This is a genomic window from Sphingobacterium chungjuense (assembly GCF_011316935.1).
Taxonomy (GTDB): Bacteria; Bacteroidota; Bacteroidia; order Sphingobacteriales; family Sphingobacteriaceae; genus Sphingobacterium; species Sphingobacterium chungjuense.
On the sequence record NZ_WLYS01000002.1, the window covers coordinates 336,192 to 360,647 of the forward strand.

At 42.2% G+C, this 24,456-nt stretch carries 21 protein-coding genes and 4 tRNA genes; 13 read left to right on the forward strand and 12 right to left on the reverse strand.

The features are described from left to right. Positions 1-21: 21 nt before the first annotated feature. A complete protein-coding gene (locus tag GKO22_RS06210) occupies positions 22-1,200 on the forward strand; it encodes a homoserine dehydrogenase (protein WP_166333297.1) in 1,179 nt (392 codons plus the stop codon). Between the two features lie 138 nt (positions 1,201-1,338). On the opposite strand, the gene GKO22_RS06215 is transcribed toward GKO22_RS06210, so the two are convergent. After that, positions 1,339-1,412: transfer RNA gene (locus GKO22_RS06215), tRNA-Arg, on the reverse strand. Positions 1,413-1,564: 152 nt separating this feature from the next. Here GKO22_RS06215 and GKO22_RS06220 point away from each other — a divergent pair. Then, complete coding sequence (locus tag GKO22_RS06220) at positions 1,565-2,404, forward strand: alpha/beta fold hydrolase (protein WP_166333299.1); 840 nt, start codon at positions 1,565-1,567, stop codon at positions 2,402-2,404. Here the strand turns inward: GKO22_RS06220 and GKO22_RS06225 are convergent. Beyond that, entirely contained in the window at positions 2,394-3,224 is an 831-nt protein-coding gene (locus GKO22_RS06225; protein ID WP_240920166.1) for a patatin-like phospholipase family protein, read from the reverse strand. The two genes, GKO22_RS06220 and GKO22_RS06225, sit on opposite strands and share 11 nt — an antisense overlap. 121 nt (positions 3,225-3,345) lie before the next feature. On the opposite strand from GKO22_RS06225, the gene GKO22_RS06230 reads away from it, so the two are divergent. Next, positions 3,346-3,978, forward strand: a complete 633-nt coding sequence (locus GKO22_RS06230) for a nitroreductase family protein (protein ID WP_166333301.1) — start codon at positions 3,346-3,348, stop codon at positions 3,976-3,978. Between the two features lie 69 nt (positions 3,979-4,047). Here GKO22_RS06230 and GKO22_RS06235 read toward each other — a convergent pair whose 3' ends face one another. Continuing rightward, positions 4,048-5,502 carry an aminoacyl-histidine dipeptidase gene (locus GKO22_RS06235; RefSeq protein WP_166333303.1) on the reverse strand — a complete coding sequence of 485 codons (1,455 nt, stop codon included), beginning with the start codon at positions 5,500-5,502 and terminating at the stop codon, positions 4,048-4,050. Positions 5,503-5,620: 118 nt separating this feature from the next. Here GKO22_RS06235 and GKO22_RS06240 point away from each other — a divergent pair, with 118 nt between their 5' ends. Then, positions 5,621-6,217: a sugar O-acetyltransferase gene (locus tag GKO22_RS06240; protein ID WP_166333304.1), complete on the forward strand. Its 597-nt coding sequence runs from the start codon at positions 5,621-5,623 to the stop codon at positions 6,215-6,217. Here GKO22_RS06240 and GKO22_RS06245 read toward each other — a convergent pair. Further along, positions 6,214-7,128: a PfkB family carbohydrate kinase gene (locus tag GKO22_RS06245; protein ID WP_166333306.1), complete on the reverse strand. Its 915-nt coding sequence runs from the start codon at positions 7,126-7,128 to the stop codon at positions 6,214-6,216. The genes GKO22_RS06240 and GKO22_RS06245 overlap by 4 nt on opposite strands. A 354-nt stretch (positions 7,129-7,482) precedes the next feature. Here GKO22_RS06245 and hisG point away from each other — a divergent pair, with 354 nt between their 5' ends. Further along, entirely contained in the window at positions 7,483-8,334 is an 852-nt protein-coding gene (hisG, locus tag GKO22_RS06250; RefSeq protein WP_166333308.1) for an ATP phosphoribosyltransferase, read from the forward strand. Between the two features lie 2 nt (positions 8,335-8,336). Beyond that, entirely contained in the window at positions 8,337-9,635 is a 1,299-nt protein-coding gene (hisD, locus tag GKO22_RS06255) for a histidinol dehydrogenase (RefSeq protein ID WP_166333310.1), read from the forward strand. A 93-nt stretch (positions 9,636-9,728) separates the two neighbouring features. On the opposite strand, the gene mnmA is transcribed toward hisD, so the two are convergent. Next, positions 9,729-10,820 carry a tRNA 2-thiouridine(34) synthase MnmA gene (gene mnmA, locus GKO22_RS06260; protein ID WP_116774584.1) on the reverse strand — a complete coding sequence of 364 codons (1,092 nt, stop codon included), beginning with the start codon at positions 10,818-10,820 and terminating at the stop codon, positions 9,729-9,731. Between the two features lie 188 nt (positions 10,821-11,008). Between mnmA and GKO22_RS06265 the strand changes: the two genes are divergently transcribed. Further along, positions 11,009-11,081, forward strand: a tRNA-Phe gene (locus GKO22_RS06265). 74 nt (positions 11,082-11,155) lie between these two features. Here the strand turns inward: GKO22_RS06265 and GKO22_RS06270 are convergent. After that, the gene (locus GKO22_RS06270; protein WP_166333312.1) at positions 11,156-11,704 is read right to left on the reverse strand and encodes a GNAT family N-acetyltransferase; all 549 of its coding nucleotides are present in this window, start codon (positions 11,702-11,704) and stop codon (positions 11,156-11,158) included. Between the two features lie 28 nt (positions 11,705-11,732). Then, entirely contained in the window at positions 11,733-12,764 is a 1,032-nt protein-coding gene (locus tag GKO22_RS16635) for a GNAT family N-acetyltransferase (RefSeq protein ID WP_240920167.1), read from the reverse strand. A gap of 306 nt (positions 12,765-13,070) precedes the next feature. Between GKO22_RS16635 and GKO22_RS06285 the strand changes: the two genes are divergently transcribed. Beyond that, positions 13,071-13,143, forward strand: a tRNA-Phe gene (locus tag GKO22_RS06285). A 45-nt stretch (positions 13,144-13,188) separates the two neighbouring features. After that, positions 13,189-13,266: transfer RNA gene (locus tag GKO22_RS06290), tRNA-Val, on the forward strand. 591 nt (positions 13,267-13,857) lie between these two features. Here the strand turns inward: GKO22_RS06290 and GKO22_RS06295 are convergent. Then, positions 13,858-14,067, reverse strand: a complete 210-nt coding sequence (locus tag GKO22_RS06295) for a hypothetical protein (RefSeq protein ID WP_166333314.1) — start codon at positions 14,065-14,067, stop codon at positions 13,858-13,860. Positions 14,068-14,388: 321 nt separating this feature from the next. Between GKO22_RS06295 and GKO22_RS06300 the strand changes: the two genes are divergently transcribed. Further along, positions 14,389-14,730 (forward strand): hypothetical protein, encoded by a 342-nt coding sequence (locus GKO22_RS06300; RefSeq protein WP_166333316.1) that lies wholly within the window; start codon positions 14,389-14,391, stop codon positions 14,728-14,730. A gap of 94 nt (positions 14,731-14,824) precedes the next feature. Here the strand turns inward: GKO22_RS06300 and hpf are convergent, their stop codons facing one another. Both hpf and GKO22_RS06310 read right to left on the reverse strand, forming a co-directional pair. Beyond that, positions 14,825-15,166 carry a ribosome hibernation-promoting factor, HPF/YfiA family gene (gene hpf / locus GKO22_RS06305; protein WP_166333318.1) on the reverse strand — a complete coding sequence of 114 codons (342 nt, stop codon included), beginning with the start codon at positions 15,164-15,166 and terminating at the stop codon, positions 14,825-14,827. A gap of 14 nt (positions 15,167-15,180) precedes the next feature. Further along, complete coding sequence (locus tag GKO22_RS06310) at positions 15,181-16,062, reverse strand: tyrosine-type recombinase/integrase (RefSeq protein WP_166333319.1); 882 nt, start codon at positions 16,060-16,062, stop codon at positions 15,181-15,183. A 117-nt stretch (positions 16,063-16,179) separates the two neighbouring features. Between GKO22_RS06310 and GKO22_RS06315 the strand changes: the two genes are divergently transcribed. Then, positions 16,180-16,527, forward strand: a complete 348-nt coding sequence (locus tag GKO22_RS06315) for a hypothetical protein (RefSeq protein WP_166333321.1) — start codon at positions 16,180-16,182, stop codon at positions 16,525-16,527. A gap of 1 nt (position 16,528) precedes the next feature. Here GKO22_RS06315 and GKO22_RS06320 read toward each other — a convergent pair whose 3' ends face one another. Together GKO22_RS06320 and GKO22_RS06325 are read right to left on the reverse strand one after the other, a co-directional pair. Beyond that, a complete protein-coding gene (locus tag GKO22_RS06320; protein ID WP_166333323.1) occupies positions 16,529-17,164 on the reverse strand; it encodes a carbohydrate-binding family 9-like protein in 636 nt (211 codons plus the stop codon). Between the two features lie 5 nt (positions 17,165-17,169). Next, on the reverse strand, positions 17,170-18,285 hold the full coding sequence (locus tag GKO22_RS06325) for a phosphotransferase enzyme family protein (RefSeq protein WP_166333325.1): 1,116 nt from the start codon (positions 18,283-18,285) through the stop codon (positions 17,170-17,172). 1,074 nt (positions 18,286-19,359) lie between these two features. Here GKO22_RS06325 and GKO22_RS06330 point away from each other — a divergent pair. Both GKO22_RS06330 and GKO22_RS06335 read left to right on the forward strand, forming a co-directional pair. Then, a complete protein-coding gene (locus GKO22_RS06330) occupies positions 19,360-22,545 on the forward strand; it encodes a SusC/RagA family TonB-linked outer membrane protein (RefSeq protein ID WP_166333327.1) in 3,186 nt (1,061 codons plus the stop codon). 10 nt (positions 22,546-22,555) lie between these two features. Further along, complete coding sequence (locus tag GKO22_RS06335) at positions 22,556-24,439, forward strand: RagB/SusD family nutrient uptake outer membrane protein (RefSeq protein WP_166333329.1); 1,884 nt, start codon at positions 22,556-22,558, stop codon at positions 24,437-24,439. Positions 24,440-24,456 lie beyond the last annotated feature (17 nt).

Here is a 24,456-nt window from a genome sequence, read left to right on the forward strand (position 1 = left end):
TAAAAAACAATTTGAGATAAAATGAGTGAAAAATTAACGATTGGGATGTTTGGTTTTGGTGTAGTTGGCCAAGGACTGTACGACATTATCAAAACCAAAGATCTAAATCTGGAAATAAAGAAATTTGTCATTAAAAACCCAAAGAAGCAACGCTCGCTTCCCGACCATCTTTTCACAACTGATGCCGACGGGGTTTTGAATGATCCAGAAATCAACACCATACTAGAACTTATTGATGACGCCGATGCAGCGTTTGAAATTACCAAAAGAGCATTGTACGCCGGTAAAAATGTGGTATCAGCGAACAAAAAAATGATTGCTACGCATCTGGAAGAATTGGCCAATATACAACAGGAAACTGGAAAATCATTGTTGTACGAAGGCGCAGTATGTGGATCTATTCCGATCATTCGCAACTTAGAAGAATACTATGACAACGAGCTTCTGCACAGCGTAAGCGGCATTTTCAATGGTTCATCCAACTACATTTTATCTAAAATATTCAACGAAAACCAAGATTATCATACCGCACTAAAGAAAGCGCAGGATTTGGGTTTTGCAGAGACCGATCCGACACTCGATGTTGGTGGCTATGACCCGAAGTACAAATTGGCGATCGTGGCGAATCATGCCTACGGCATTTATGTGAAACCAGGCGACATACTCAATCTTGGCATCGATAAACTAGGACAGGCCGATATCACTTATGCTCGTGAGAAGAATTATAAAATCAAGCTGATTCCACTGGCCAAGGAGGTTGAAGGCAAGATTATCTTGTATGTATTACCAAAATTTGTAACCAAAGACAACTTGTTATACGGCGTAGAAAATGAAAATAACGGTGTGGTCGTGAAGGCAGCCTTTGCCGACGAGCAGTTTTTCTTTGGAAAAGGTGCGGGCGGCCATCCGACTGGATCTGCCGTATTATCTGATATTACAGCACTACGATACGGTTATCGTTACGAATTTAAGAAACACGCAAAATCACAAGAAGTAACTTACTCCACCGATTACGAATTGACAGTCTACTTGCGTTATGAGGATGAGCAAATATTAGATACACTAAGCTTCAATAGTATTTCAGAGCGTTTTTACGGACAAGAATACAAATATGTTATTGGAAAGATCAACCTACAGCAGATCATTGCACATCGAGAATTGATTCATCGTGATGGTTATTTCTTAGCCGAAATAGCGTAAGGCTTCCAAACCATTGTCTTGCTTCAAAAATACAGAGCAAGATAATGGTTTTCTTATTTTATTGCAACCATGAAAATACAGGGCTTTTCCTGTTTTTTCGTAAATGGGATTGGAATGATTTAGGAATAGTAAAAAAAGTGCGCTCAAAGGGAGTCGAACCCCTAACCTCCTGATCCGTAGTCAGGTGCTCTATCCAATTAAGCTATGAGCGCAGTTTTTAACCGATCGGTGTGTTACCGTTTTGGTGAGGCAAATATCGTGACTTTTTCGATTATTCCAAACTTTTTCTTCACTTTAGCGTCATAAGGATGGGGTATAAAACATATCCAGTTGAAAACAAAAGATTTATATTAAACAAGATTAAATGGCCGAGCGGATCAAAAGAAATAAAATCAGAATAAACGACATTAGCATCTCCTTTCTTATTAGAAAAGCCACGCAAAAAGAACAAAGGACAGTCCTCTTTATTCATGGATTCCCATTCAATAAAAAGATGTGGACTCCGCAATTAGAGGCACTGGACGCATCCACTACCGGGATTGCTATTGATGTGCGTGGACATGGCAATACCACTTCTGGACATGCTTTTCTATCCATCGACTTATTTGCAAAAGATCTCCTTGCTTTTATCAAAAAGATGGAGTTGCATCAGGTAATCGTTTGCGGTATTTCTATGGGGGGGTATATAGCGCTGCGCGCGTATGAAATAGCTCCAACGCTATTTGCAGGATTGATCCTTAGCGACACACATAGCAAAGCGGATGATAATATCGCAAAGCAAAAGAGATTTGACTCTATTCAAGCGGTGCTCACACATGGTCGTCGCCCGTTTGCGATCGGATTTATCGAGAATGTTTTTGCTAATCCTCGTGCAGCCGACAATGCAGACGCAGTGGAAGTTATTAAAAGTAGTATTCGCAGGAATAGTTTGAACAGTATCTGTGCAACGCTTCTTGCCTTAGCTGCGCGAACGGACACGTCGGATGTGTTACCAAACATTTCTGTACCGACATTATTGATTCGCGGTCAGCAGGACAAGATAACAGCAGACGAGCTGATGCAAGAAATGCAGGCAAAAATTCCACAATCGAAATTCGTGACGATAGCAGAAAGCGGACACCTGCCAAATCTGGAAAAACCAGCCCTCTTCAACGAAGCATTAAATAGCTATCTGCAAAACTTTTCAAAAAGCGCTACGAATTAACGGGCGCTTTCTTACGTTTTAGGTTTGCATCCGGCAGGAGGAGATCCGTCCATTTCATGCCTTTTTCGACCAGATCTAGCGTGCGATGATAATCCCAAATACCTGCCGTGTTGTGCGGCACGGTGATGACATAATCCGGTTTGTGCATATCGATTGATAATTGACTCAGTCGACGTCGCATCGCGAAATAAGCTTCTTGCAACACGGTAAGAGAAGTATATTTGCCGCCTGCTACCACTTCGCCCACTTCCGGATCGGGGCGCCCGTCGAGATTGACGACGACCACCAAATTACGCCTTGATTTTTTGACATAATTAATTGGCAAAGGGTTGAGCACACCGCCATCCACCAGATAACGTCCTTCAGAATCTACCCCGGTAAATACGGCAGGAATCGCAATAGACGCGCGAATCGCATCATAAACGCTTCCTGTATCAAATACCACTTCGCATTCATTTCGTAAATCTGTCGCTATCGCGACATAGCGAATGGGTAGCTCTTCGATCGCAATATCGGGAAAAACCAACTTTAAGGAATCTAATGCTTTTGTACCTTTCAAAATACCAAACCACGGATTAGAGAAATCCATCAGCTGAAATACTTTCATCTTTGTCACGCCTTTCAGCCATTCTTCCAACTCATCCAACTTACCCTGTGCATAAGCTGCCCCAATGAGAGAGCCAATGGAGCAACCTACGATTTCGTCAATGACATAGCCCTTCTGAAGCAACATTTTGATTACACCAATCTGCACCAATCCTCTTGCCCCACCGCTACCAAGCACTAGAGAAACCTTTCGTTTGCTTTTAAAAAAGTTCATATCCTAAAGTACATGATTTTCATCAAATTATACATTGTCATTTTTATGTACAAAATAAAATTAAATGTTTAAACATCAATATTTGGTCTTAGATTTGTTGAAATATCTAAAATTAAACAGTATGAATCTTCACGAGCAATTGAACTGGCGATATGCCACCAAAAAAATGAATGGTACGGCAGTGCCACAAGATAAGGTTGATTATATAGTAGAAGCAGCTCGCCTCGCGCCCACCTCCTCTGGCTTACAGCCTTTCCGCATTATCGAAATCTCTAACGCAGAACTGAAAGAGAAAATTCAGCCTATCGCTTATTCTCAATCACAAATCGTGGATGCTTCGCACCTGTTGGTATTTGCGGCATTTGATGAATATACCACTGAGCGTGTAGATAAAGTTTTCGCGCAGCAGGAGGCTGAACGCGGATTACCTGCAGGATCAAGTGATGATTACAAAGGAATGTTATTGCAAGGTTTTGCGGCACAAAGTAAAGAAGATCACTTCAATCACGCTGCGCGACAAGCGTATATTGCATTTGGTATTGCCATTGCGGCAGCGGCAGAGCTTCAAGTTGATGCCACACCGATGGAAGGGTTTGGCAATGCACAGCTAGATGAGCTTTTGGGTCTTTCGGAGCAAGGCCTTAAATCGGTCACTATTCTCGCATTAGGTTATCGTGATGAGGCTAATGACTGGTTGGCTAATTTGAAAAAAGTACGTACAGACAAATCTGAATTTGTGATCGAGCACAAATAAGAATACTTTAAAACGAAAACAACCTGCAACTATTTGCAGGTTGTTTTCGTTTTAAATTGCTCAAGGCTACTACGGCGTATTCTTCAACAGCTCCAAAAAGAATTTCCAAAACTTAGCCGTAGACGAAATAGATGCCCGCTCGTCAGGGGAGTGTGCGCCGTGAATAGTAGGCCCGATGGATACCATTTTGAGGTCTGGATATACTTCACCGATCAAGCCGCATTCTAAACCGCCATGTCCAGCACAAACCTGTGGGTCTTCTTGAAATAAACGTTTGTAGGTATCTGCAGTCAACCTTACCAGCTCTCCTTCTGGCTCAGGTTCCCAACCCGGATATTCTCCTGAAAAAGCCACTTCCGCATCTATCAATTCGAAAGTAGATCGTAAGATCATTGCCAAATAATCTTTTGATGATTGTATCGCAGATCTTGTGAGACAAAGAATGGTATACTTCCCATCTTTTAATACAATGCGTGCTACGTTATTGGATGTTTCTACCAAATCAGGAAAAACGGGACTCATCCGAAATACGCCGTGATGCGCAGCATTACATGCCGCTACAAACTTTTGCTGCGAATCTCCCGTCAACACCGTTAGTTTACCTTGCGCATCTTCTCCTGTCGCACTAATCTTTAAATTAGGCTCCATATGCGCATATTCTTTCGCGATGATCTGGTGCAAGCTCTTTACATGATCTTGAATTGCGGCAGCATCCGCCGCGCGACAAGCTATCGTGGCACTTGCTTCACGCGGAATTGCATTGCGCAACCCACCGCCATCCACGGCGTACAAACGGACATCCGCTTCGCTGATCACCGCATCCAATACACGCATCAACAACTTGTTGGCATTACCCAAACCTTTGTTGATATCCATACCGGAATGACCGCCTTGCAAACCGTTTACGGAGATATGAACAAGTGCCTTGTATTCATCATTGGATTCTACACTCAATGCACCAGTCGCTGTCACATCGACCCCGCCAGCACAGCCAATCGTAATCTCATCATCCTCTTCGGTATCCAGATTTAGCAAATATTGACCAGTTAACCAATTTGGTTTTAATGACTTTGCTCCGGTCATACCGGTTTCTTCATCAATGGTAAAGAGCGCTTCGATCGCTGGATGTGCTATATCGGTAGATGCAAGCACGCCCATGATTGCAGCAACACCGAGACCATTATCGGCGCCCAATGTTGTTCCATCCGCACGAACCCAATCGCCATCTACCCCCATTTGAATACCTTGCGTTGCAAAATCAAAATCCTTATCTGCATTTTTCTGGTGCACCATATCCAGATGTGCTTGCAATACCAACGTGCTTTTGGATTCGTAACCAGCGGTAGCTGGCTTCCGTATCAATACATTTCCTATTTCATCGCGCTCGGTGTCAAGTCCCAACGATTCGCCAAAAGAAAGCATGTAAGCAATGATAGCTTCTTCTTTCTTGGACGCACGTGGAATTGCGTTGATCGCGGCAAAATGAGACCAGATCGCGGTAGGTTCAAGCGTATGTATACTCATAAATACTATTTTATTTTGTTGTATCATCAAATGTACCAGTTCGGGCAGCAAATGGCAACTTTCATACGAAATACTGCATAAAACTGTATATTCGGATTTACAATCGGGCACAACTTATATGAAAACTGCGAAAGAAAAAATGATTGCTGGCGAACCTTACCGCGCGGATGGCCGCGAGCTATTCGACGAACGCCAAAAGGCGAAGGAGGTATTGATGGAATACAACAACCTCGCTCCTGCTCGTATAAAAGATCGTGCACGGATCATCAAAAATCTTTTTGGTAAGACTGGAAAAGCTTTTTGGATCGAGCCGCCATTTCGCTGTGATTATGGTTATAATATCATGATCGGTGAAAATTTTTATGCTAACTTCAACTTGACAATACTTGATTGCGCTTTGGTATCCATCGGTGAAAATGTGATGTTTGGCCCCAATGTTTCTTTATTTACCGCAGGTCATCCAATTCATGCGGAGCCGCGCGTTGCTGGTTGGGAATATGCTTTGCCAATTCACATTGGCGACAACTGCTGGATTGGTGGTAATACTGTTATCAATGCGGGCATTACAATTGGCGAGAACACGGTGATTGGTTCTGGATCGGTGGTTACCAAATCAATTCCTGCCCATGTGGTCGCAGTAGGTAATCCCTGTCGGGTGATCAAGACTATTACCGAAGAAGACAAAGCCTATTATTATAAAGATCGGAAATTCTAGGATTGCTGACGGTAAGCATCTTTCATTGCCACAATATCTTGCTGCGTATAATCTGGGCAAGCTCCCGATTGGGACGTAACGAACCCACTTAAGCAAATGGCTTGCTCCAGCGCTTCTGCTGCATTCATACCAGAAAGACGACCGGAAATAAATCCAGCCAGAAAGGAATCACCACTTCCTACGGTATCATTCACGGTTACCTTCGCGGCTGGTAAGGAGTATATGTCTCTACCATGAAAATAGGTGGCGCCAGATGCGCCGCGCGATAAGATGATTTCGGGAATCTCAAAATGATCTTGCAGGAAAAATATGCCATCCTGTACATCTGCATATTGCTTCCCCAGATAAGACAGCACCAATTGTAATTCGGCTGCATTGAATTTTGCTAGATCAGATTTCTTCAACAGTTGCAACAGCAATTCCTGGTCGATATACGGTGGTCGCAGATTAACATCAAAGATGCGATAAGAGCTGCTTTCGACAAGCGAAAAAAGAGTTTCGCGAGACACCGAATGACGTGCTGCCAATGAGCCAAATACTAACGCCTGCGCTTCTTTTAGCTGTTGTATATCCGTTTCCATGAATTGGATGTGATCCCAGGCGACGCCTTCCTTAATCTCGTAATGAGCTTCATTATCGTCATCGATCGTGGCCACCACGGTACTGGTTGGATAATCGATATTACGTTGTATTCCATTATATGACATATTCCAGCGATCGAGCTTTTGCAACAGTTCGTCGCCCAATGCATCTTGACCCACAGCAGAGATCATATGTACTTCAATGCCCATTTGGTGCAGGTGATAGCCAACATTAAATGGTGCGCCACCAGCAGTTTTATCTTTCCCTGGAAAAAGATCCCACAGAATCTCTCCAAAACAGGTCGCTTTCAAAATATGTTCTTGATGCATCTTTCGTATTTATACACGTCGTTGAATAGACGTATTTATTGTCTGAGTTTTGAAATGACAAAATACACATTTTATGCGAATCTCTGCCCTCTAAACCACAAACCAGCATTATCTTAGTGCTAAAAATATCGGAATACTTTCCTATTTCGCGCATGGTAATTTTGGATTTACGAACGGTAAATCCTATATTTACCAGTGAATTAATACACATGATTTTATTCATCACATATCACGTACCTGTCCATCATCGCCATTGTGGCGATAGATAAATGTATGTGTTTCTACGTGAAGCATTCCATCCCATGGATGTTCGAATAATAATTAGTATCCTTCAACAAATAATTTAAAGATATTTTGAAAAATCTAAAAATTGCTATCCAGAAATCGGGTAGACTGAATGAGAAATCTGTACAGTTACTAAAAAATTGTGGCCTTGATTTCGAAAATTATAAAAGTTCCCTGATCACCATTGTATCTAATTTCAATCTAGAAATTCTCTTTTTGCGGGATGATGATATTCCTGATTATGTAGAGCAAGGAATAGCCGATTTGGGAATTGTAGGCGAAAACGTCATTGATGAGTCGCTTGCGAAAGTCGATTACTTGCAGCGTTTGGGTTTTGGTAAATGTACCTTAAAGTTGGCTGTACCCAAAGACTCGAACTTTAATGACATCAAAGACCTTGACGGCAAATCCATCGCTACCTCCTACCCTAACATTCTTGGCAAATTTTTAAAAGACAAACACATCTCGGCAGAAATACACCCAATCTCTGGTTCGGTAGAGATTGCGCCTGGTTTGGGATTAAGTGAGGCAATTTGTGATATCGTATCTACAGGCGGCACGTTGAAGAATAATGGATTGAAACCTTTTGCAGATGTGAGCACTTCGGAAGCAATTTTGATCGGCCGCGCTGGTTTAGCAGAGAATCCAATTTTGTGCGAATTGCTACAACGTATCCAATCCGTATTGCGCGCGAAGGAAACGAAATATGTAGTGTTGAATGTAGAAAAAACAAACCTCCCGCAAATTACGGAGTTGCTACAAGGTGTGAAATCGCCAACGATTGTGCCTTTAGCAGAAGAAGGTTGGGTAGCAGTACATACGGTTATTCCAGAAGAAGATTTCTGGGGCAAGATCAATACGCTGAAATCGGCCGGAGCTCAAGGAATCGTAGTGATGCCGATTGAAAAAATCATTTTATAAATATGTTGAAGACGTATCAATACGAACAGCTTTCTGCACAAGATATTGACCGCCTTACCTTGCGGAATACGGATCCAAACAATGCTATTCAGGATACGGTAGAGCAGATCATTGCGCAAGTCGAGCAAAATGGCGACGATGCGTTGCGGCAGCTTGCACTAAAATATGATCAAATCTCGCTGGATGCTTTGTATTTAGATGAGGCAGAGATCGAAGCATTAGCGGCTACCATTTCTCGACAGCAACAAAGGGCATTGGAGATCGCCTTTCAAAATATTCACAAATTCCACGCTACCCAGCTCAAGAAAGAACGCACGATTGAAACCATGCCGGGCGTTACCTGTTGGCGCGAAGTGCGACCTATTGAGAAAGTCGGCTTGTACATTCCTGGCGGATCTGCGGTATTGCCTTCGACCTTATTAATGTTGGGCGTGCCAGCGCGTATTGCGGGTTGCAAGGAAATTGTAGTGTGTTCGCCGCCGCAAAAAGACGGCAAGGTGAATGGCTTTATCGCCTATTGCTTGAAGCTGTTGCAAATCAAAAAAATCTACTTAACAGGTGGCGCTCAAGCGGTGGCCGCAATGGCTTTCGGAACGGAAAGTATTCCGCGTGTGGACAAGATTTTTGGGCCGGGCAATCAGTTTGTCACCAAAGCAAAATCACTCATTCAAAGCCGCACGCAGGTAAGCATTGATATGCCGGCCGGGCCTTCGGAAGTATTGGTGATTGCAGACGAATCGGCAAATGCCGATTACATTGCGGCTGATTTGCTCGCACAGGCCGAACATGGCGCAGATAGCCAAGCCGTGCTTGTTTCGACCAGCTCTTCGTTGATTGAAGCGGTGAATCAAGCTTTGCAGCAGCAATTGAGAGAACTTCCACGAGCCGCCATTGCGCAAAAAGCGATAGAAAACTCTTATGCTATTTGCACCACAGATATCACTACTGCTTTAGCATTTTCCAACAAGTATGCGCCAGAGCACCTCATTATCCAATCGGATGAGTGGAAGCGACTGGTATATGGCGTGCAAAATGCTGGATCAGTCTTTTTAGGTCACCTCACACCGGAAAGTGTGGGCGATTACGCTTCTGGCACCAACCACACCTTACCGACATCGGGCTACGCCCGATCCTATTCTGGTGTTTCGGTAGATTCTTTTGTAAAGAAGATTACGTTCCAGCAATTGTCCCAAGATGGCTTACGCCAAATCGGATCTACAGTGGAAATCTTAGCTGAGCTAGAAGGTTTGCAAGCGCATAAAAATGCCGTGAGCATTCGGTTAAAAGATTTGGAATCTTAAAGACCATTGGTTTAGAAACAGAAAACGCCCGTTCCTACGAATAGCAACGGGCGTTTTTATTACAGGTAAGCCGCTAAAGCTCTTCAGTTATCATTATTTCATTAAGAAACCACCCCCTAACAAGTCATCGCCTTCATAGAACACGGCTGATTGTCCGGGCGCAATGCCTTTTACATGATGTGTAAAGTCTACTTGCATCATACTTCCTTGCTGTGTGATGGTGGATAACATGCCCGAATCTTTGTAACGAATCTTAGTCACTGCCTCCATAGGCTGATCCAAAGAAGCATATTTCACCAAATTCACATCGCGCACGAATGCTTGTGATTTTTCTAACTCATGCTCTTCGCCCAATACGACAGAATTACTTTCTGGCAAGATCTCTAACACAAACATGGGCTTACCTAAAGCAATACCTAATCCTTTGCGCTGTCCGATCGTGAAGTACGGATAGCCAATGTGCTGACCAACTACGGTACCATCTGATAACAAAAAGTTTCCGGGACCAATTTCTTGATCCAAGGTTGGTTTTTTGTGCCGTAAAAACGCCCGATAATCGTTCTCTGGCACAAAGCAGATCTCATAGCTTTCTGACTTGGCAGCTAGCTCTTTTTGACCCATTTCCAAAGCCATCTGGCGAATCTCCGCCTTGGTGAAGCTTCCTAACGGAAATTGCGTACGCGCTAAATTCTCTTGGGTAACACCCCAAAGTACGTAAGACTGATCTTTATTCTCGTCACGACCTTTGGAGATCACATAGCGATTGTTGTCGTGTAATCTGATATTGGCATAATGGCCAGTAGCGATAAACTCGCAATCCAACATATTGGCGCGTTTCATCAAAGCCTCCCACTTGATGTGGGTATTACACAACACACACGGGTTGGGTGTACGGCCAGCAATGTATTCATCCACAAAATTGTCGATCACAAAGTCGCCAAACTCTCCTCTAATGTCCAATATATAATGTGGGAAACCATAACTTACCGCCAATGAACGTGCATCATTGATACTATCTAAACTACAGCATCCTGTTTCCTTAGACGAACCGCCTGACGCAGCGTAATCCCAGGTTTTCATCGTGATTCCGATGACCTCATATCCTTGTTCATGGAGCATTACCGCAGCGACGGAACTATCTACTCCGCCACTCATAGCTACCAATACTCTTCCTCTTTTACTCATAGCATTTCAATGGAGGGACAAAGATACCCTTAATAATCGTTCGAGTTGTTTATTTGTTGTCAAAAATTATCTCCATACAAATCAGGCATTTGCTTGTTAGCGCGAAATTATTTACTCGAAATGTTTCGATTTCAGAAAAAAGAAGCTACATTTGCATCGCAACAAACAACAAAAATGTGGTTGCAAAAGGTGCCATAGCTCAGTTGGTAGAGCAAAGGACTGAAAATCCTTGTGTCGCTGGTTCGAATCCAGCTGGCACCACAAAAATTTTCCAAAACAAACCTTTCCTTATTTTATTTCACCTTTTTTCTCTATTGATTTTAAAGTCATTTGCCTTATTTCACCCGCAGCGTCATGGTCAGGTTATCGAAATATCTTCCATCCTTTTTGAAAAAATCTTTTATCAATCCAGCATCTACAAATCCCATCTTACGATATATCGCCAGTGCAATATCATTTTCAGTATAAACCTGGAGCCAAAGCAATTCTAAGACAGTAGATTGCCTTGCCCAATGAATAACAGCTTGCAGTAGCTCAGTACCTAAGCCACAGTTCCTCCATCCTTCTATAATACCCATACCAATCATTGCGGTATGCGCCATAATTTTCCTGCCGCTTCCAGTCAGGTCGATGTTCGCAATGATTTCCCCATTGTATTCAGCGATTAAGAGTAGTGAATGTGCTTGCTCCGCAAACTTTGCAACCCATTCTTCTGCTTGTGGGTCAGTCATCATCAGCTCTTGTTCCAACTTAGGAATGAAGTTACTCTGTGGCAAATAGGTTCGAATGGCTCGTAAAATATTCTTAGAATCGATTATTTCAGCCTCACGAATAACTACCCGCTCGCGATTTTTTAGTATGACTTCTTGGCTTTTAAATTTCAACGTCTCAATTTTATAATTATTCCCATTTCTACAATTCTATTCGATAATCATAGAACTCCGTATCACTACCTTTTTTCTTAAAACCGATCTGCTCATACAGTCGCTGCGCAGTATAATTATCTACCGCCGTAGAAAGATCTACAAAGGTAGCACCGTCCGATCTGGCAAATGCGATGGCTTCCTGGATCAGCTTTTCACCGATTCCTTTTTTACGAAAGTTTGGATCGACAAAAAGATCATTGAGCACCCAATTTCTCGTCGCTCGCATAGAAGAAAACTTGGGGTACAATTGCGTAAACCCAACAACCGCATCAGAATCCATAACCGCATAGATTACTGACTCATTATTTTCCAAACGCTGTTGCAAAAACGCACGCGCTAAATCCATGTCGGATGGCTGCTTGTAGAAAATACGGTAATCATTAAACAACGCTACCGCCAATTCATAATCTGCTTTATCTATTCTTATTATCTTCATGTATTTAAAAAATCGTATTGGAATTAAAGTATAAACCGGTTTCTCCTTAAAACTGCTTTTAGGGTTGGTCAGCATGCTTACATTGTAATCAGCAGACTTCCCTTTGGGAATCGACAGTGATTCCCATTGATTACCACGCAGCATCTTTCCGATAAACACGATTTGCCCAACATGATAAGGATAATGGGCTAATTGCCTATTGATGGCTTCCACAACAGAATGCGCTTCATTTCTAATGTAAACCACTTTCGTAAAGTCCGATTCCTGCAAGGAGTTTAACGCTTGAAATAAGCAACCCCAGCCTTCTTCCCATTTCTGCAGCACTGCTGCTTTATCCACCAAAGGATCTTCAAATTCTGTATCTCGATGGCGCCAAGGCTTCTCGCCGTCCGTAGTTAGAAAATCTGTCCAACGCGACAGCATATTTCCATGCATGTGTACTACTATATTGGCGATGCTATTGCATGCTGCATCGTATTTGTAAATAAGCTGATCTTCTGAAAGCTGATTAAACGTTCCATCACCCAACTTTTTGTAATACGCAAATTGGCTTTTCGCACTATTCAAATAGTCTGACAACATCTCTTTTATATTAAGTGTATTTAGAAGTATAAGGGACGGGTTTTAACCGTGAAAAGACCGACTATAATCCTCTTAGCAATTTAATGAAATTCTTGAAAATTTCAATTTATACAGAGATAGGCACTATTTTACGACTTCTTAGAACTATTACAGCAAATTTATTATGGTGATTAGATGCCTATTACGAATTATTATGTAGTAAGCATTTGCAATTAAACAACACTTTTATACCTTTGTAACGTTATCAGCAGCAAATGCCGGTAGCAACCTAAATCTGAAAGTAACAGATACAAAATAAAAACTTAAGGTGCCATAGCTCAGTTGGTAGAGCAAAGGACTGAAAATCCTTGTGTCGCTGGTTCGAATCCAGCTGGCACCACCTCTAAAAAGTGATAATAAATCACCTCAAGTAATCTTTTTTATCGGGAAATTAGCTCAGCTGGTTTAGAGCACTACCTCGACAAGGTAGGGGTCACTGGTTCGAACCCAGTATTTCCCACCAAGTAACATTTTAAAACGCATTAGTCACAAACTAATGCGTTTTTTTATTACCTATCATTATGCTTACGTAAAATGTGTCTTTGGATAGTGCACTGAACGAGTTTATATCAAAATCTATTGGAGCATAAAAAAAACCTCCCGTATCTACCAGAATTCAGGAGGTCAGTACCTAACTACTATTTGTTACCCGGGGGCTGGGCATACATATTATTATAACACAATAGTAATAAAATTTTTATAAAAATTCAATATATAAGGAAATTTTATAACAACTTTTTTTCACACGTTACAACAACGTATTATCATTTTACCTTTTATACCAAATATAACATCACGATACACTTAGGGTCTACTACTCTTCCCATTATTATGCCTGATATGCAATTTGATAAGCAATAATGTTCCGCCCACACTGCATAGGAATTTTACATACGCACTACGTTTTGCATCTGTAGAGTCATTAGAAAACATGAAAGTGTATACGCTAAATATACCTATCGCAATACCAGCAATCAGGAGCGCTTGACGGAAAAGTGGCTGTTTAGTCATAAATTCTCACTAATATCCATATTTTTATTGAGCATCCACTCCCCTATAGAAACTCCTTTACCATGAATCCTAACCAAAATGCATCGACTGATCTAAACTCTCTTCCATCCTTAGGAGTAAAACGTATGTAACTATTTGTTTTATTGAGATCATAGACAACATCATTCAACAATTTAATACCTTTCCCTTGGATGGTATCTTCCAAGCAATCTAGTATTGCTTGGATAATATAATCTTGCGCTGTTATTTTCATCTGGCTAAGCTGCGCCTATTCTACTAAAATTTTCTACGGTAATCCCTCAAAAACTTTAAACCTAACACTTTGGCTGTCCTGAATAAATGCGATGGAATCAGACCGAAGCATGCCTAATGGTCAGGCTATTTCTTAAATAATGATTCATAATTTCTTAAAGAACAGGTAACAATCCATTTATTACCTTTATATTGTATAACATAACCTGATGAACACTACTTCAGAAGCTATTTAAACCGAAATTAAGCGGCATATTTTGTAAACTTTTTTACGAGTCTACTGTTCAATTTATAGCGCTGCATTTCTAAAATTAGTACTGATATGACGACTACACAAAACCACACAGACAAACAAAATCACAGCTCTTCTATCATTATAGGAGCGATTCTCTGCTATACGAATCCCTTACATCATCCTACGCCGGGCATTCAAGCATGGGCTATGACCAGCAATCGGCCTATCAATTACAGGTCGGAGGTTGAGCCGACTGAAGATCAGCGAATCCGCGATGATAAGGGAATTGAAAAGCAAAATAAGGAAATTGAAAACCCAGATAAGGAAGACGAAAATATTGATGTGCCAGACACAGAGGAGGGCAATCCAGAAGATCTACCTGACACAGAAGATCCGAATGAAGCGAAAGATGATGTCAAAGATATATAACCTACCGCATCAGTGCTTTGCATAATAGAAAAGGGAACCAAATGGTTCCCTTTTCTTATGGTAAGTTTGCGCATCGCTGCGCTATCTTGATTCTCTAAAACTCCTCCGTCTGATTAATCACTTCTTTGTGATTACTAGCATTCGTGCGCGTCTTGGTTTTATGTTTATTAATCTGTCGGCGAATCGATTCCAATGCAACATCAACTGCTTCTTCAAAGCTTTTGGCTTGTGCTTTTGCGAACAATTGATTTCCAGGGATATTAAACTTGAACTCTACAAACTTGTCGGCCTCACCTCCGACACTTTCCACACGTAAGTTACAAAGTCCGTCGATAATGTTGTCCAGAAACTGTTCCAACTTTTCCGCTTTTTTGTTAATGAACTCAACTAACTTAGGGTCTGCATCAAATTTAATGCATTGTACAGTAATATTCATTTTTCCTCCTTTTTTTAAGCCTTTGGATGGGCTTGTTTATAAATAGACTTTAATCGCTCTGCCGAATTGTGTGTATACACTTGTGTAGCCACTAGTCCGGCATGACCTAATATTTCCTTTATCGCATTCAAATCAGCTCCATTGTCTAACAGCGATGTCGCGAAGCTATGCCGCAGCACGTGCGGACTGCGTTTGCTCTGTGAAGTGACGAGTGTCAGATATTTTTTAACAATCTGATAAATCATCGATGCATACGCGGGCTTCCCTTTATTTGTAACGATCAGATGGGTCGACATGTTTTGTAAAAACACAGATTTCTTTTCCACTTGATAGCTAATGATCTGATCATAAAGCAGATCATGAATAGGTACCAATCTTTCTTTGTTCCGTTTGCCGAGAATACGAATCTGCCGGCCATAACCGTCTATATCTTCATCATCAATAGCTATCAATTCGGAGAGGCGAATCCCAGTGCCAAAAAGTAATTCCATCACGAGCAAATCTCTCCTGTCGGCAAAAGTCTGTGTTTGGCTTGTTTCCTGATCGAGCAATGCTACTAGCTTATCTTTCTCTACCGTGACCGGAAGTTTTTTAGGTGTTCGCAGTGACTTCAAGGCTGTAGCGGGATTCTGCGTGACTATTCCTTCACGCAAGAGATACTTAAAGAAAGATTTCAACACCGAAATAGTACGATTGACCGAGGTAGATGCCTTACCCGATTCTTTGTGCCCACTGATATAAAATCGTAGCACGCGATAATCGACCTGATCCAGCATCGTTTGTTCTTCTTCCAGAAAACTTTTGAATCGCTCTAACTCCAGCGTATACGCAACCGCAGTATGTTTCGAAAACCGCCGTTCATGGGTTAGATAATTCAAAAATCGCTCGTAGTGCATAGGTTCAAATCCGTTTGTTGTAATTTAACAAACAATGAATGGATTTACAATAGGTCCTTGACAAGAATATCAAATTTCAAGTAAAATAGGTAGATTTACTGCATCAAACATCAAGGTATGAATGCGCTATATTTTATCGCCTTTTGGGCTTGTCAGCTCTTATCCACTGTTCTCTTTAAATATGGAGGCATCTATCCGAAATACCACTGGCACGCATTTATAGTGGGCAACACAATTTTACTGACCGCCAGTTGGTTCTTGATTCAGTTATTTCGCTATTTCCCACAACCGATCGTCATTGCATTGTGCTCTGGTGGTACTTTCGTAACCGTTCAGTTTGGTATGGCGCTGTACTTCAAGCAATCACTGTCTTGGGTACAGATTGTCGGATTATTTTTTATCGTGACGGGCATTGTGATTACGGCATACGGTACCACAGGTTCGCTTTCCCTAAGCAAAGATTAATCTATAAAAAAGAGATCTCCCCGAAATACTCTACCGCATGAAAAGTCGGTTGTGGTGTAAGAATGGATTGCCAAGATAGATAGTGCGGTATGGGCAATTTATCTCCACACTTGTAAAAGTTAGCATGTGCAGATGTACCTTTTAATGTATTACCATCCTGCCCCAATAGGTCGAACGGTATCGCCATGATTATCTGCCAATTTTTCTTTCCGGCGATCTGCTGCACGTTAGTAAAGGTGTTTACGCGATTCACTAATTCTGCGTCTAAACGCATTTTTTCTTCGCGAATAGTGCTCCTGTGACCTATGAGCCCAGTGCCTAACACATTAAACTCGATATTGAAATACGTATTTCCAGCATCAAATGAAATAAAACATTCTACACAACTATCTTCATACACGGCTTCATTATGTCTTACCGCGCAAGCACGCACGAATTCCTCTTCTACGGCATAGTGTAATAGTAAATAATCTGCGTTATACATGGCTTGAAAACGTACATCAGGTGCATATGGAAAGTGATCTGGCCAATTCACCGAGTCAATAGCATGCCAGTCAGCAGCTGAAAATAAATTTAAGGCGTCGTGGTAGCTTTGCCAATCTTGGACGCGGGCAGATGTAAAGTGTATAGCAAGCATAGTATCTAAGAAATAGCAGCTTGTTGTAAGATCGATTGCAGTACAGGTCGTTGTGCTTCCAATTCGGTTAACAACTTAAATTGCGCTTGAGCACGCACCAAATTATGCGATGGATATTGGATTTTGTAATAAGGATCGTACTCGATATAGTCCGTCAGGAAGCGTAAAATTTGCATATATGGCAGCAAATATACGCCATACAATAGTGACTCTACCTCTGCCGTTTTCAGGAATGAGCCCGCTTCTTGTAAGTAGCCATTAGTATACGCTTCGAATAGCGGCATATTCAACGTGATATTTTCTAAATCAGGATTGTCTTCCGGCCCGCTATTAATAATGGTACGAATTGCATCGCCAAAATCAAAAGCAACGTAACCCGGCATCACAGTATCCAGATCGATCACACACTGCGGCTGTCCATCTTGACCTAGTAATAGATTATTAAATTTTGTGTCATTATGAATGATCCGCATGGGTGAAACTGTCACAATACGCTTATTAAAATCTCGCCGCATACCCTCTTTTCTGCTTTCCATTGCGTGCAGCAGTTTTTGCACTTCTGGTTCGCTTGTTCTGCCAGAAGGGTGTGCAACCAATGCGTTGCTTAAGTTCTCCAAACGATAATCGATGTCATGAAATCGTGGTAAAAGCACATGTACTTTTTTTGCATCCAAATCGGCCAATTGATGTTGAAAGTCTCCGAAAGCTCTACCTGCAGCATAGGCTTGGTTAGGCACGCTGACGACATCTACACTATACGTATCTTCAATCAGCAAAAGCATCCGCCAACAATCTCCGCTTTTGTCTTCGTAATATAACTTACCGCTAGTCGTCGGAATAATAGTAAGCGTCTGACGCTGTACTTCATCTTTACTTAAATGCTTCAACTTGCGTTGCAAATGATCGCACACCAACTTCATATTTTCCATTAAACGTTGCACATTAGGAAAAATATAGCGGTTAATTCGCTGTAACAAGTAAGGCGGTGTCTGGCCCTCCGCTGTATCTAACCTGAACGTGTCGTTGATATGACCTGATCCGAAACGCTTCACGTGTGAGATCACACCTTCTGTTTGAAAGTGTGCTGCTATTGACAATATCAGATCTGTTTCATTTTTCATGCTTGTAGTTGATGTTTTACCTCAGTAGCTGCTTTGAAATTGGTTCGTTAAAAGCGTACTGCAATATGGGAAAATAGAAAGACTTCTGAAAGCCGAACACGGATGCAATCGATTGCATAATATTTATGCATAACATAGAGCAGGCTAGTGGATATTCCGAAAATAGGATGAACAAAAATTGAGTAAACTGATCGTTAATAGACAATACATTGAAACCGTAGGAAACACACTACAATTTACCATCTTTTGCAACAAATAGGTCAGATTTAGGTGTTATGACATTATATTTGCTCACATTATATTTTAAGTCAATAAAGATAACAGCAAATATTTTGAGTACAAAAGCAGCACAAACCTCATGTTCATGTCCTAATTGTGGGCTAGAAAATCACATTTTGCGCGTGCCCAGGCATACCGCTGTCAAATCACTTCTATTTTTTCTTCCGCTGAAAAGGTACAAGTGCCAGGGCTGCAACAACAAATTCTACAGAATTTGACATTACGATAAAGCAATTTCGATACGAAATGCAGCTATAGCAGGGAAGTAATATAATAGGTATATTCACTTGCCTAAACGAGCTTGATTAGTTCAAATTATTGACATTGTCAAGTATTACCCCTTCCCTATTAATTTACCAGAAACAATAAATAATCAACCCAAATATTCGTTAGCAATGGAACAAGTATCGTAAAACCTATAATACCGATTTCATTATTAATCGATAAAAATCTACCAATCTTGTTAATACCAGGACGAAACATCGTTTATTGCCTAAAAACATCCTTTTCATCGTCTAATTGGAGAATTTTTTCTAAAAATTACTGAAGGCAAAAACTACCATTATAATTTATTTTTTTCATAAAAACAGGAAAAGTTCACGAATAATACTGAAATATCCTTGGATAGTTACCCGACAATTCCTAAGTTTATGATTACCTATGAAAATGCAGCTTAACATCACACACTAGATGTTCTGTCTGAATATCATAAAATTATAAACTACTAACTCTATAAACCTACATCACCATTCTATGAACATTCGTAATGAAGTTTTAAGGAAGACTCTTTGCCCCATGCTCACGATAGTTTTAGCGTTACCGTTAAAACAAGCACAGGCAAATACGTCTTCGCTACCCTTTTCGCGCGATAGCAGGACACTGCTTTTTACGCAGCAAAGTACCATTTCTGGACGCGTTAATTCGATGTCTGGAAATGAAGCAATTTCAGGCGTATCTGTCGTGGTAAAAGGCACACAAATTGCAACCAGCACTAATGCAGAGGGTTTTTTCTCGCTAGAGAACGTGCCCGCAGATGCTACACTCGTTTTTACGATGGTCGGCTACAGAACGCTTGAGGAAGCGGTTAATCAACGCACTACGTTATCCATTTCGTTGCAAGAGGATCTTGCTAACTTGGACGAAGTGGTGGTCGTCGGATATGGTACACAAAAGAAGGAGACTATCACTGGCTCAGTTGCCACGGTAAAAAGTGCTGACTTAGTAAAATCGCCCACATTAAATGTATCTAACGCGCTAGTCGGTCGAATGGCTGGTATTACCGCAACTCAAGGTAGCGCTGAACCTGGAAACGATGGATCCAACATCCGCATTCGTGGCACGAATACTTTTGGTAACTCAGAGCCTTTGATCGTAATTGATGGTATTCCAGCGCGTCAAGGTGGATTTGAACGCCTCAATCCATTGGACATTGACAACATCTCTGTACTGAAAGATGCCGCAGCAGCCATCTATGGTGCCCGTGCTGCAAATGGTGTAATCTTGGTAACTACGAAACAAGGGAAACAAGGAAAACCTTCTATATCGTACACCTTTAACCAAGGATTTTCGCAACCAACTTATATTCCGCAACTAGCCAACGCAGCACAATACGCAGAAATGCGTAATGAACTTGAAATCTTCAAACTTCCGGTAAGTGAGTGGTCTGCGGCAAACACCGCCTTTCGTAATCAAGGTCTTTTTGAAAGAGCGAATGGCAGTACGATTACTGCCCCGTTTTCACCACAGGACTTTCAACTATTTCGCGATGGTTCCAATCCTTGGACACATCCCGATACCGATTGGTATGGCGCCACATTAAAAAACTGGACACCGCAATCGCAGCACAATGTGCAGTTGAGTGGCGGATCGGAAAACTTTCGTTACCTCACCTCGATTGGGTACCAAACTCAAGACGCATTTTATAAGAATTCAGCTACCAACTATAGCCAATATGATATGCGAATTAACTTGGAGGGAGATATCAATGAATATGTAAGTGTGAAAGTCGGCGTATTGGGGAGACAGGAAGACCGCAATTTCCCGACAAAAAGTGCGGGCACTATCTTCCGGATGCTGATGCGGGGCAACCCAACACAGCCGGCGTTTTGGCCAAATGGATTACCGGGACCCGATATTGAGAATGGCGAAAATCCTGTCGTGATCACTACTGATCAAACCGGTTATGACCGCAGCAAAAGGTATTATTTTCAGACAAATGGACAAATCGACATCAAAATACCCGGTGTGGAAGGCCTTAAATTTACGGGAACAGCATCAGTCGACAAATACATACAGCAAAGCAAGCGCTGGGAAACACCTTGGTATTTGTATAGCTGGCAAGGAGATTACGAAGCGGACGGCGTGACACCGCAATTGATACCGGGATTGCGCGGTCCACGACCTGACCCGGCTTTGAGTCAAGGCAATGAAGATCAACTCAACGTCTTGCTTGGTGCCATGGCCAATTATGACCGCAGTTTTGGCGATCACAGCTTTAACTTGATGGCAGGTGTGAACCGTGAAACCATCCGTAATGACAATTTTACAGCCTTTAGACGTTACTTCATCTCTTCTGCCATCGATCAGATGTTTGCTGGTGGAGATGCGGAAAAAGACAATGGTGGCGGCGCTTGGGAACGCGCTCGACTTAACTATTTTGGTCGCTTGGGCTACAATTACCAAGAGAAATACATCGCTGAATTTTTGTGGAGATACGATGGTTCTTACATGTTTCCTCAAGCAAGCCGTTACGGGTTTTTCCCGGGTGTGTTAGCGGCATGGCGTATCTCGGAAGAAAGCTTCTGGAAGGATAACGTTCCCTTCGTCAACTCATTGAAGCTACGGGGTTCTTATGGACAAATGGGTAATGACAATATATTCTACAACGACGAATTACAAGAATATCAATATTTCTCCACGTATGGTTTTGGCACGTATATCGTAGATGGCAATTTGGTAAAATCGCTTTATGAAACGCGTGTACCGAATAGCTTTATCACGTGGGAGGTGGCCAACAACTACAACGTCGGTTTGGATGGTCAATTATTCAACGGCAAAGTGAATTTTGAATTCGACATGTTTCTCAATCGTCGGAGCAGTATATTATGGCAACGCAATGCCTCGGTACCACAAAGTACCGGTATGACCTTACCTGCCGAGAATATCGGTAAAATGGAAAATAGAGGTTTTGATCTCAACATCGGCTACAATGGCAGTGTTGGCGAACTACGGTACAACATCAATGTGAATGGTGGTTATGCCAAAAATAAGATTCTCTTCTGGGATGAAGCCGCTGGCGCACCAGAATGGCAGCGCACGACTGGCAGAATGTTGAATGCGGGGATGTATTACATCCACGATGGCGTCTTTAGAGATGAGGCAGATATCGCAGCCAACACATTAGATTATAGTGCTATCACCAATAACTTACGCCCGGGCGATATGAAATTCGTCGATTACGATGGCGATGGAAAAATCACGCCAGATGATCGTGTACGTCGGGATAAAAACAATATCCCAACCTTTCAAGGTGGGGTAAATATCGGCTTCCAATACAAAAGTTTTGACTTGACAGTTCTATTTCAAGGAGCGGCCGGAGCAGAATTACCGGTGAGTACCGAAGAATCTGGCGCGATAGGAAACTACTTATTGCAATTTTATGAAAACCGGTGGACGCCAGATAACCCAAGTAGCGAACATCCACGCATAACGGATCGTAGCGATCAATATTATTCGAGTGGCAATACCTATTGGTTGGAAAGCACCGATTACCTACGCTTGAAAAACGTGGAAATAGGTTACAATTTTCCAGTAGAATGGACCAAAAAAGTGGGCGTAAACAACTTTAGGGTGTATGCGAACGGATTGAATTTATTCACCATTAGCAAGATGACCGCCTACGATCCCGAATCTGTCACCCAAACGGGACAATATTATCCACAAGCACGGGTCATTAATTTTGGCGCAGCCCTAACTTTTTAATATTCAAATCATGAGCACTAAAAAATCGATATATTCCTATATAATCGCCTGCATATTTACACAATCCTTGATTTCGTGTAACGATGACTTCGTCAGCACGCAACCATTAGAAGAAGTACCCAAAGAAGTGACTTGGAGCGATCCGGCTTTAGCCGAAGCCTTTGTATTTGAAATCTACAATGGCTTAGGCCAAGGCGGTTTCGACGAAGAGATGCAATCATCTCTAACGGACGAATCCATGTTTACACATCCTGGTCGCGGAATCAATACCATCACAGAATCACGCTCTAATTCGGCGGATCAGGGCATGATTAAAGATAGCTATGGCTATGGACCGCTATATGGACGCATTCGCGCGTGTAATATCGCGATTGAAAACCTAACGGAACCTATGTTCTCCGACAATAGCAGAGCAAACAATTTGTTGGGACAAGCGTACTTCTTACGCGCTTACTATTATCAGCAATTACTACGTTTTTACGGTGCTGTGCCATTGATCGACCGCGTTTATGAGTTGGGAGAAGATGACTACACAGCAGCAAGAAATTCTTATGAAGAATGTGTGGATTTTATCGTGAGCGACTGCGACCGCGCAGCTGAATTATTAACCGGTGGCAGTCGCGGACAAGGTCGTGCGACAGACGTAGCTGCTATGGCGCTGAAAGCACGCGTATTGTTGTATGCAGCAAGTGATCTGCACGATATCAGCACCGCTTCGGGCAAAGCGACAACAATTGCTGGCTACGCCGAACCACAATTTCTAGGTTACACCAGCGGTAGCCGTACTGAACGTTGGCAAAAAGCTAAAGATGCCGCTTTTGAGGTCGTAAGAATGACCAATTTAGGTTACGAAATGAGTTTAACAGCGCCAGTTACCGCAGAAGAAGGCACCCAAAACTATATAGTGCTTTCTTTGGGAGGTGGCAGTAAAGCTGTAGCGGCGGATGCTGTATCTGAAATATTGTTGGGCCGCTATTTCATTGACTTGAAAGACGAAGCTGGAAATTATGTAGGGCGTAATAATGGACCTAACGGCTATCACAACTGGGCAGGAAATACGCCAATCCAAAATCTAGTGGATGATTATGAAATGGCCGATGGAACACGTTTCTCTTGGCAGAATAGTGCACACAGCAGCAACCCCTATCAGAATAGAGATCCACGATTGTACGCCACGATCTTGTACGATGGTGCCGATTGGAAACCGCGCACGGCTGACGTAGCAGGTCGTGATCCTGCCGACCAAATACAAACGGGTCGTTATCAGATCAACAATGCTGCGGGCGCCGTAATCACACATCAAGGATTGGACACCCGCAATAGTCCGATTGAAGATTGGAACGGATCTTACACAGGCTATTACTTCCGAAAATTTACCGATCCTGATCCAGCAGTAGTCGATCAAAACACCCGTCAATATATTCCATGGCCAGTATTGAAATATACAGAAGCCGTGCTGAACTATGTCGAAGCATGTATCGAATTAGGCGAAGAGGCAGAAGCAAAAAATTGGCTTAACAAAATTCGTTTCAGAGTAGGAATGCCGGCTATCACCGAGTCGGGAGAGCAACTGCGTACGCGCTATCGCAATGAAAGACGTGTAGAGCTGGCTTTTGAAGAGCACCGTTTCTTCGACACCCGTCGGTGGATGATAGCGCCACAAACAACGGGTTCAAAAATTCGCTTGATTAATGTAGTAGGCACATTGAAGCCGGGTGCGCAAGTACGCACGTATCAGTACAACACAGCCAATTATAACTATACCTACACACCGGTAGAACTAGAACCCGGTATCGAAAACCGACAATGGAATGATAAAATGTATTTTATGCCGTTTCATCGCGATGAAATCAACAGAAATACCAAATTAGATCAGAATCCAGGTTACGAATAGCCCGTAACATGTATAAA

What these genes read in the sequence shown, in the direction of transcription:
- GKO22_RS06210 (WP_166333297.1), top strand. Translation starts at nt 22, where the DNA reads ATGAGTGAAAAATTAACGATTGGGATGTTTGGTTTTGGTGTAGTTGGC.
- GKO22_RS06220 (WP_166333299.1), top strand. Translation starts at nt 1,565, where the DNA reads ATGGCCGAGCGGATCAAAAGAAATAAAATCAGAATAAACGACATTAGC.
- GKO22_RS06225 (WP_240920166.1), bottom strand. Translation starts at nt 3,224, where the DNA reads ATGAACTTTTTTAAAAGCAAACGAAAGGTTTCTCTAGTGCTTGGTAGC.
- GKO22_RS06230 (WP_166333301.1), top strand. Translation starts at nt 3,346, where the DNA reads ATGAATCTTCACGAGCAATTGAACTGGCGATATGCCACCAAAAAAATG.
- GKO22_RS06235 (WP_166333303.1), bottom strand. Translation starts at nt 5,502, where the DNA reads ATGAGTATACATACGCTTGAACCTACCGCGATCTGGTCTCATTTTGCC.
- GKO22_RS06240 (WP_166333304.1), top strand. Translation starts at nt 5,621, where the DNA reads ATGAAAACTGCGAAAGAAAAAATGATTGCTGGCGAACCTTACCGCGCG.
- GKO22_RS06245 (WP_166333306.1), bottom strand. Translation starts at nt 7,128, where the DNA reads ATGCATCAAGAACATATTTTGAAAGCGACCTGTTTTGGAGAGATTCTG.
- hisD (WP_166333310.1), top strand. Translation starts at nt 8,337, where the DNA reads ATGTTGAAGACGTATCAATACGAACAGCTTTCTGCACAAGATATTGAC.
- mnmA (WP_116774584.1), bottom strand. Translation starts at nt 10,820, where the DNA reads ATGAGTAAAAGAGGAAGAGTATTGGTAGCTATGAGTGGCGGAGTAGAT.
- GKO22_RS16635 (WP_240920167.1), bottom strand. Translation starts at nt 12,764, where the DNA reads ATGTTGTCAGACTATTTGAATAGTGCGAAAAGCCAATTTGCGTATTAC.
- GKO22_RS06295 (WP_166333314.1), bottom strand. Translation starts at nt 14,067, where the DNA reads ATGAAAATAACAGCGCAAGATTATATTATCCAAGCAATACTAGATTGC.
- GKO22_RS06300 (WP_166333316.1), top strand. Translation starts at nt 14,389, where the DNA reads ATGACGACTACACAAAACCACACAGACAAACAAAATCACAGCTCTTCT.
- hpf (WP_166333318.1), bottom strand. Translation starts at nt 15,166, where the DNA reads ATGAATATTACTGTACAATGCATTAAATTTGATGCAGACCCTAAGTTA.
- GKO22_RS06310 (WP_166333319.1), bottom strand. Translation starts at nt 16,062, where the DNA reads ATGCACTACGAGCGATTTTTGAATTATCTAACCCATGAACGGCGGTTT.
- GKO22_RS06315 (WP_166333321.1), top strand. Translation starts at nt 16,180, where the DNA reads ATGAATGCGCTATATTTTATCGCCTTTTGGGCTTGTCAGCTCTTATCC.
- GKO22_RS06320 (WP_166333323.1), bottom strand. Translation starts at nt 17,164, where the DNA reads ATGCTTGCTATACACTTTACATCTGCCCGCGTCCAAGATTGGCAAAGC.
- GKO22_RS06325 (WP_166333325.1), bottom strand. Translation starts at nt 18,285, where the DNA reads ATGAAAAATGAAACAGATCTGATATTGTCAATAGCAGCACACTTTCAA.
- GKO22_RS06330 (WP_166333327.1), top strand. Translation starts at nt 19,360, where the DNA reads ATGCTCACGATAGTTTTAGCGTTACCGTTAAAACAAGCACAGGCAAAT.
- GKO22_RS06335 (WP_166333329.1), top strand. Translation starts at nt 22,556, where the DNA reads ATGAGCACTAAAAAATCGATATATTCCTATATAATCGCCTGCATATTT.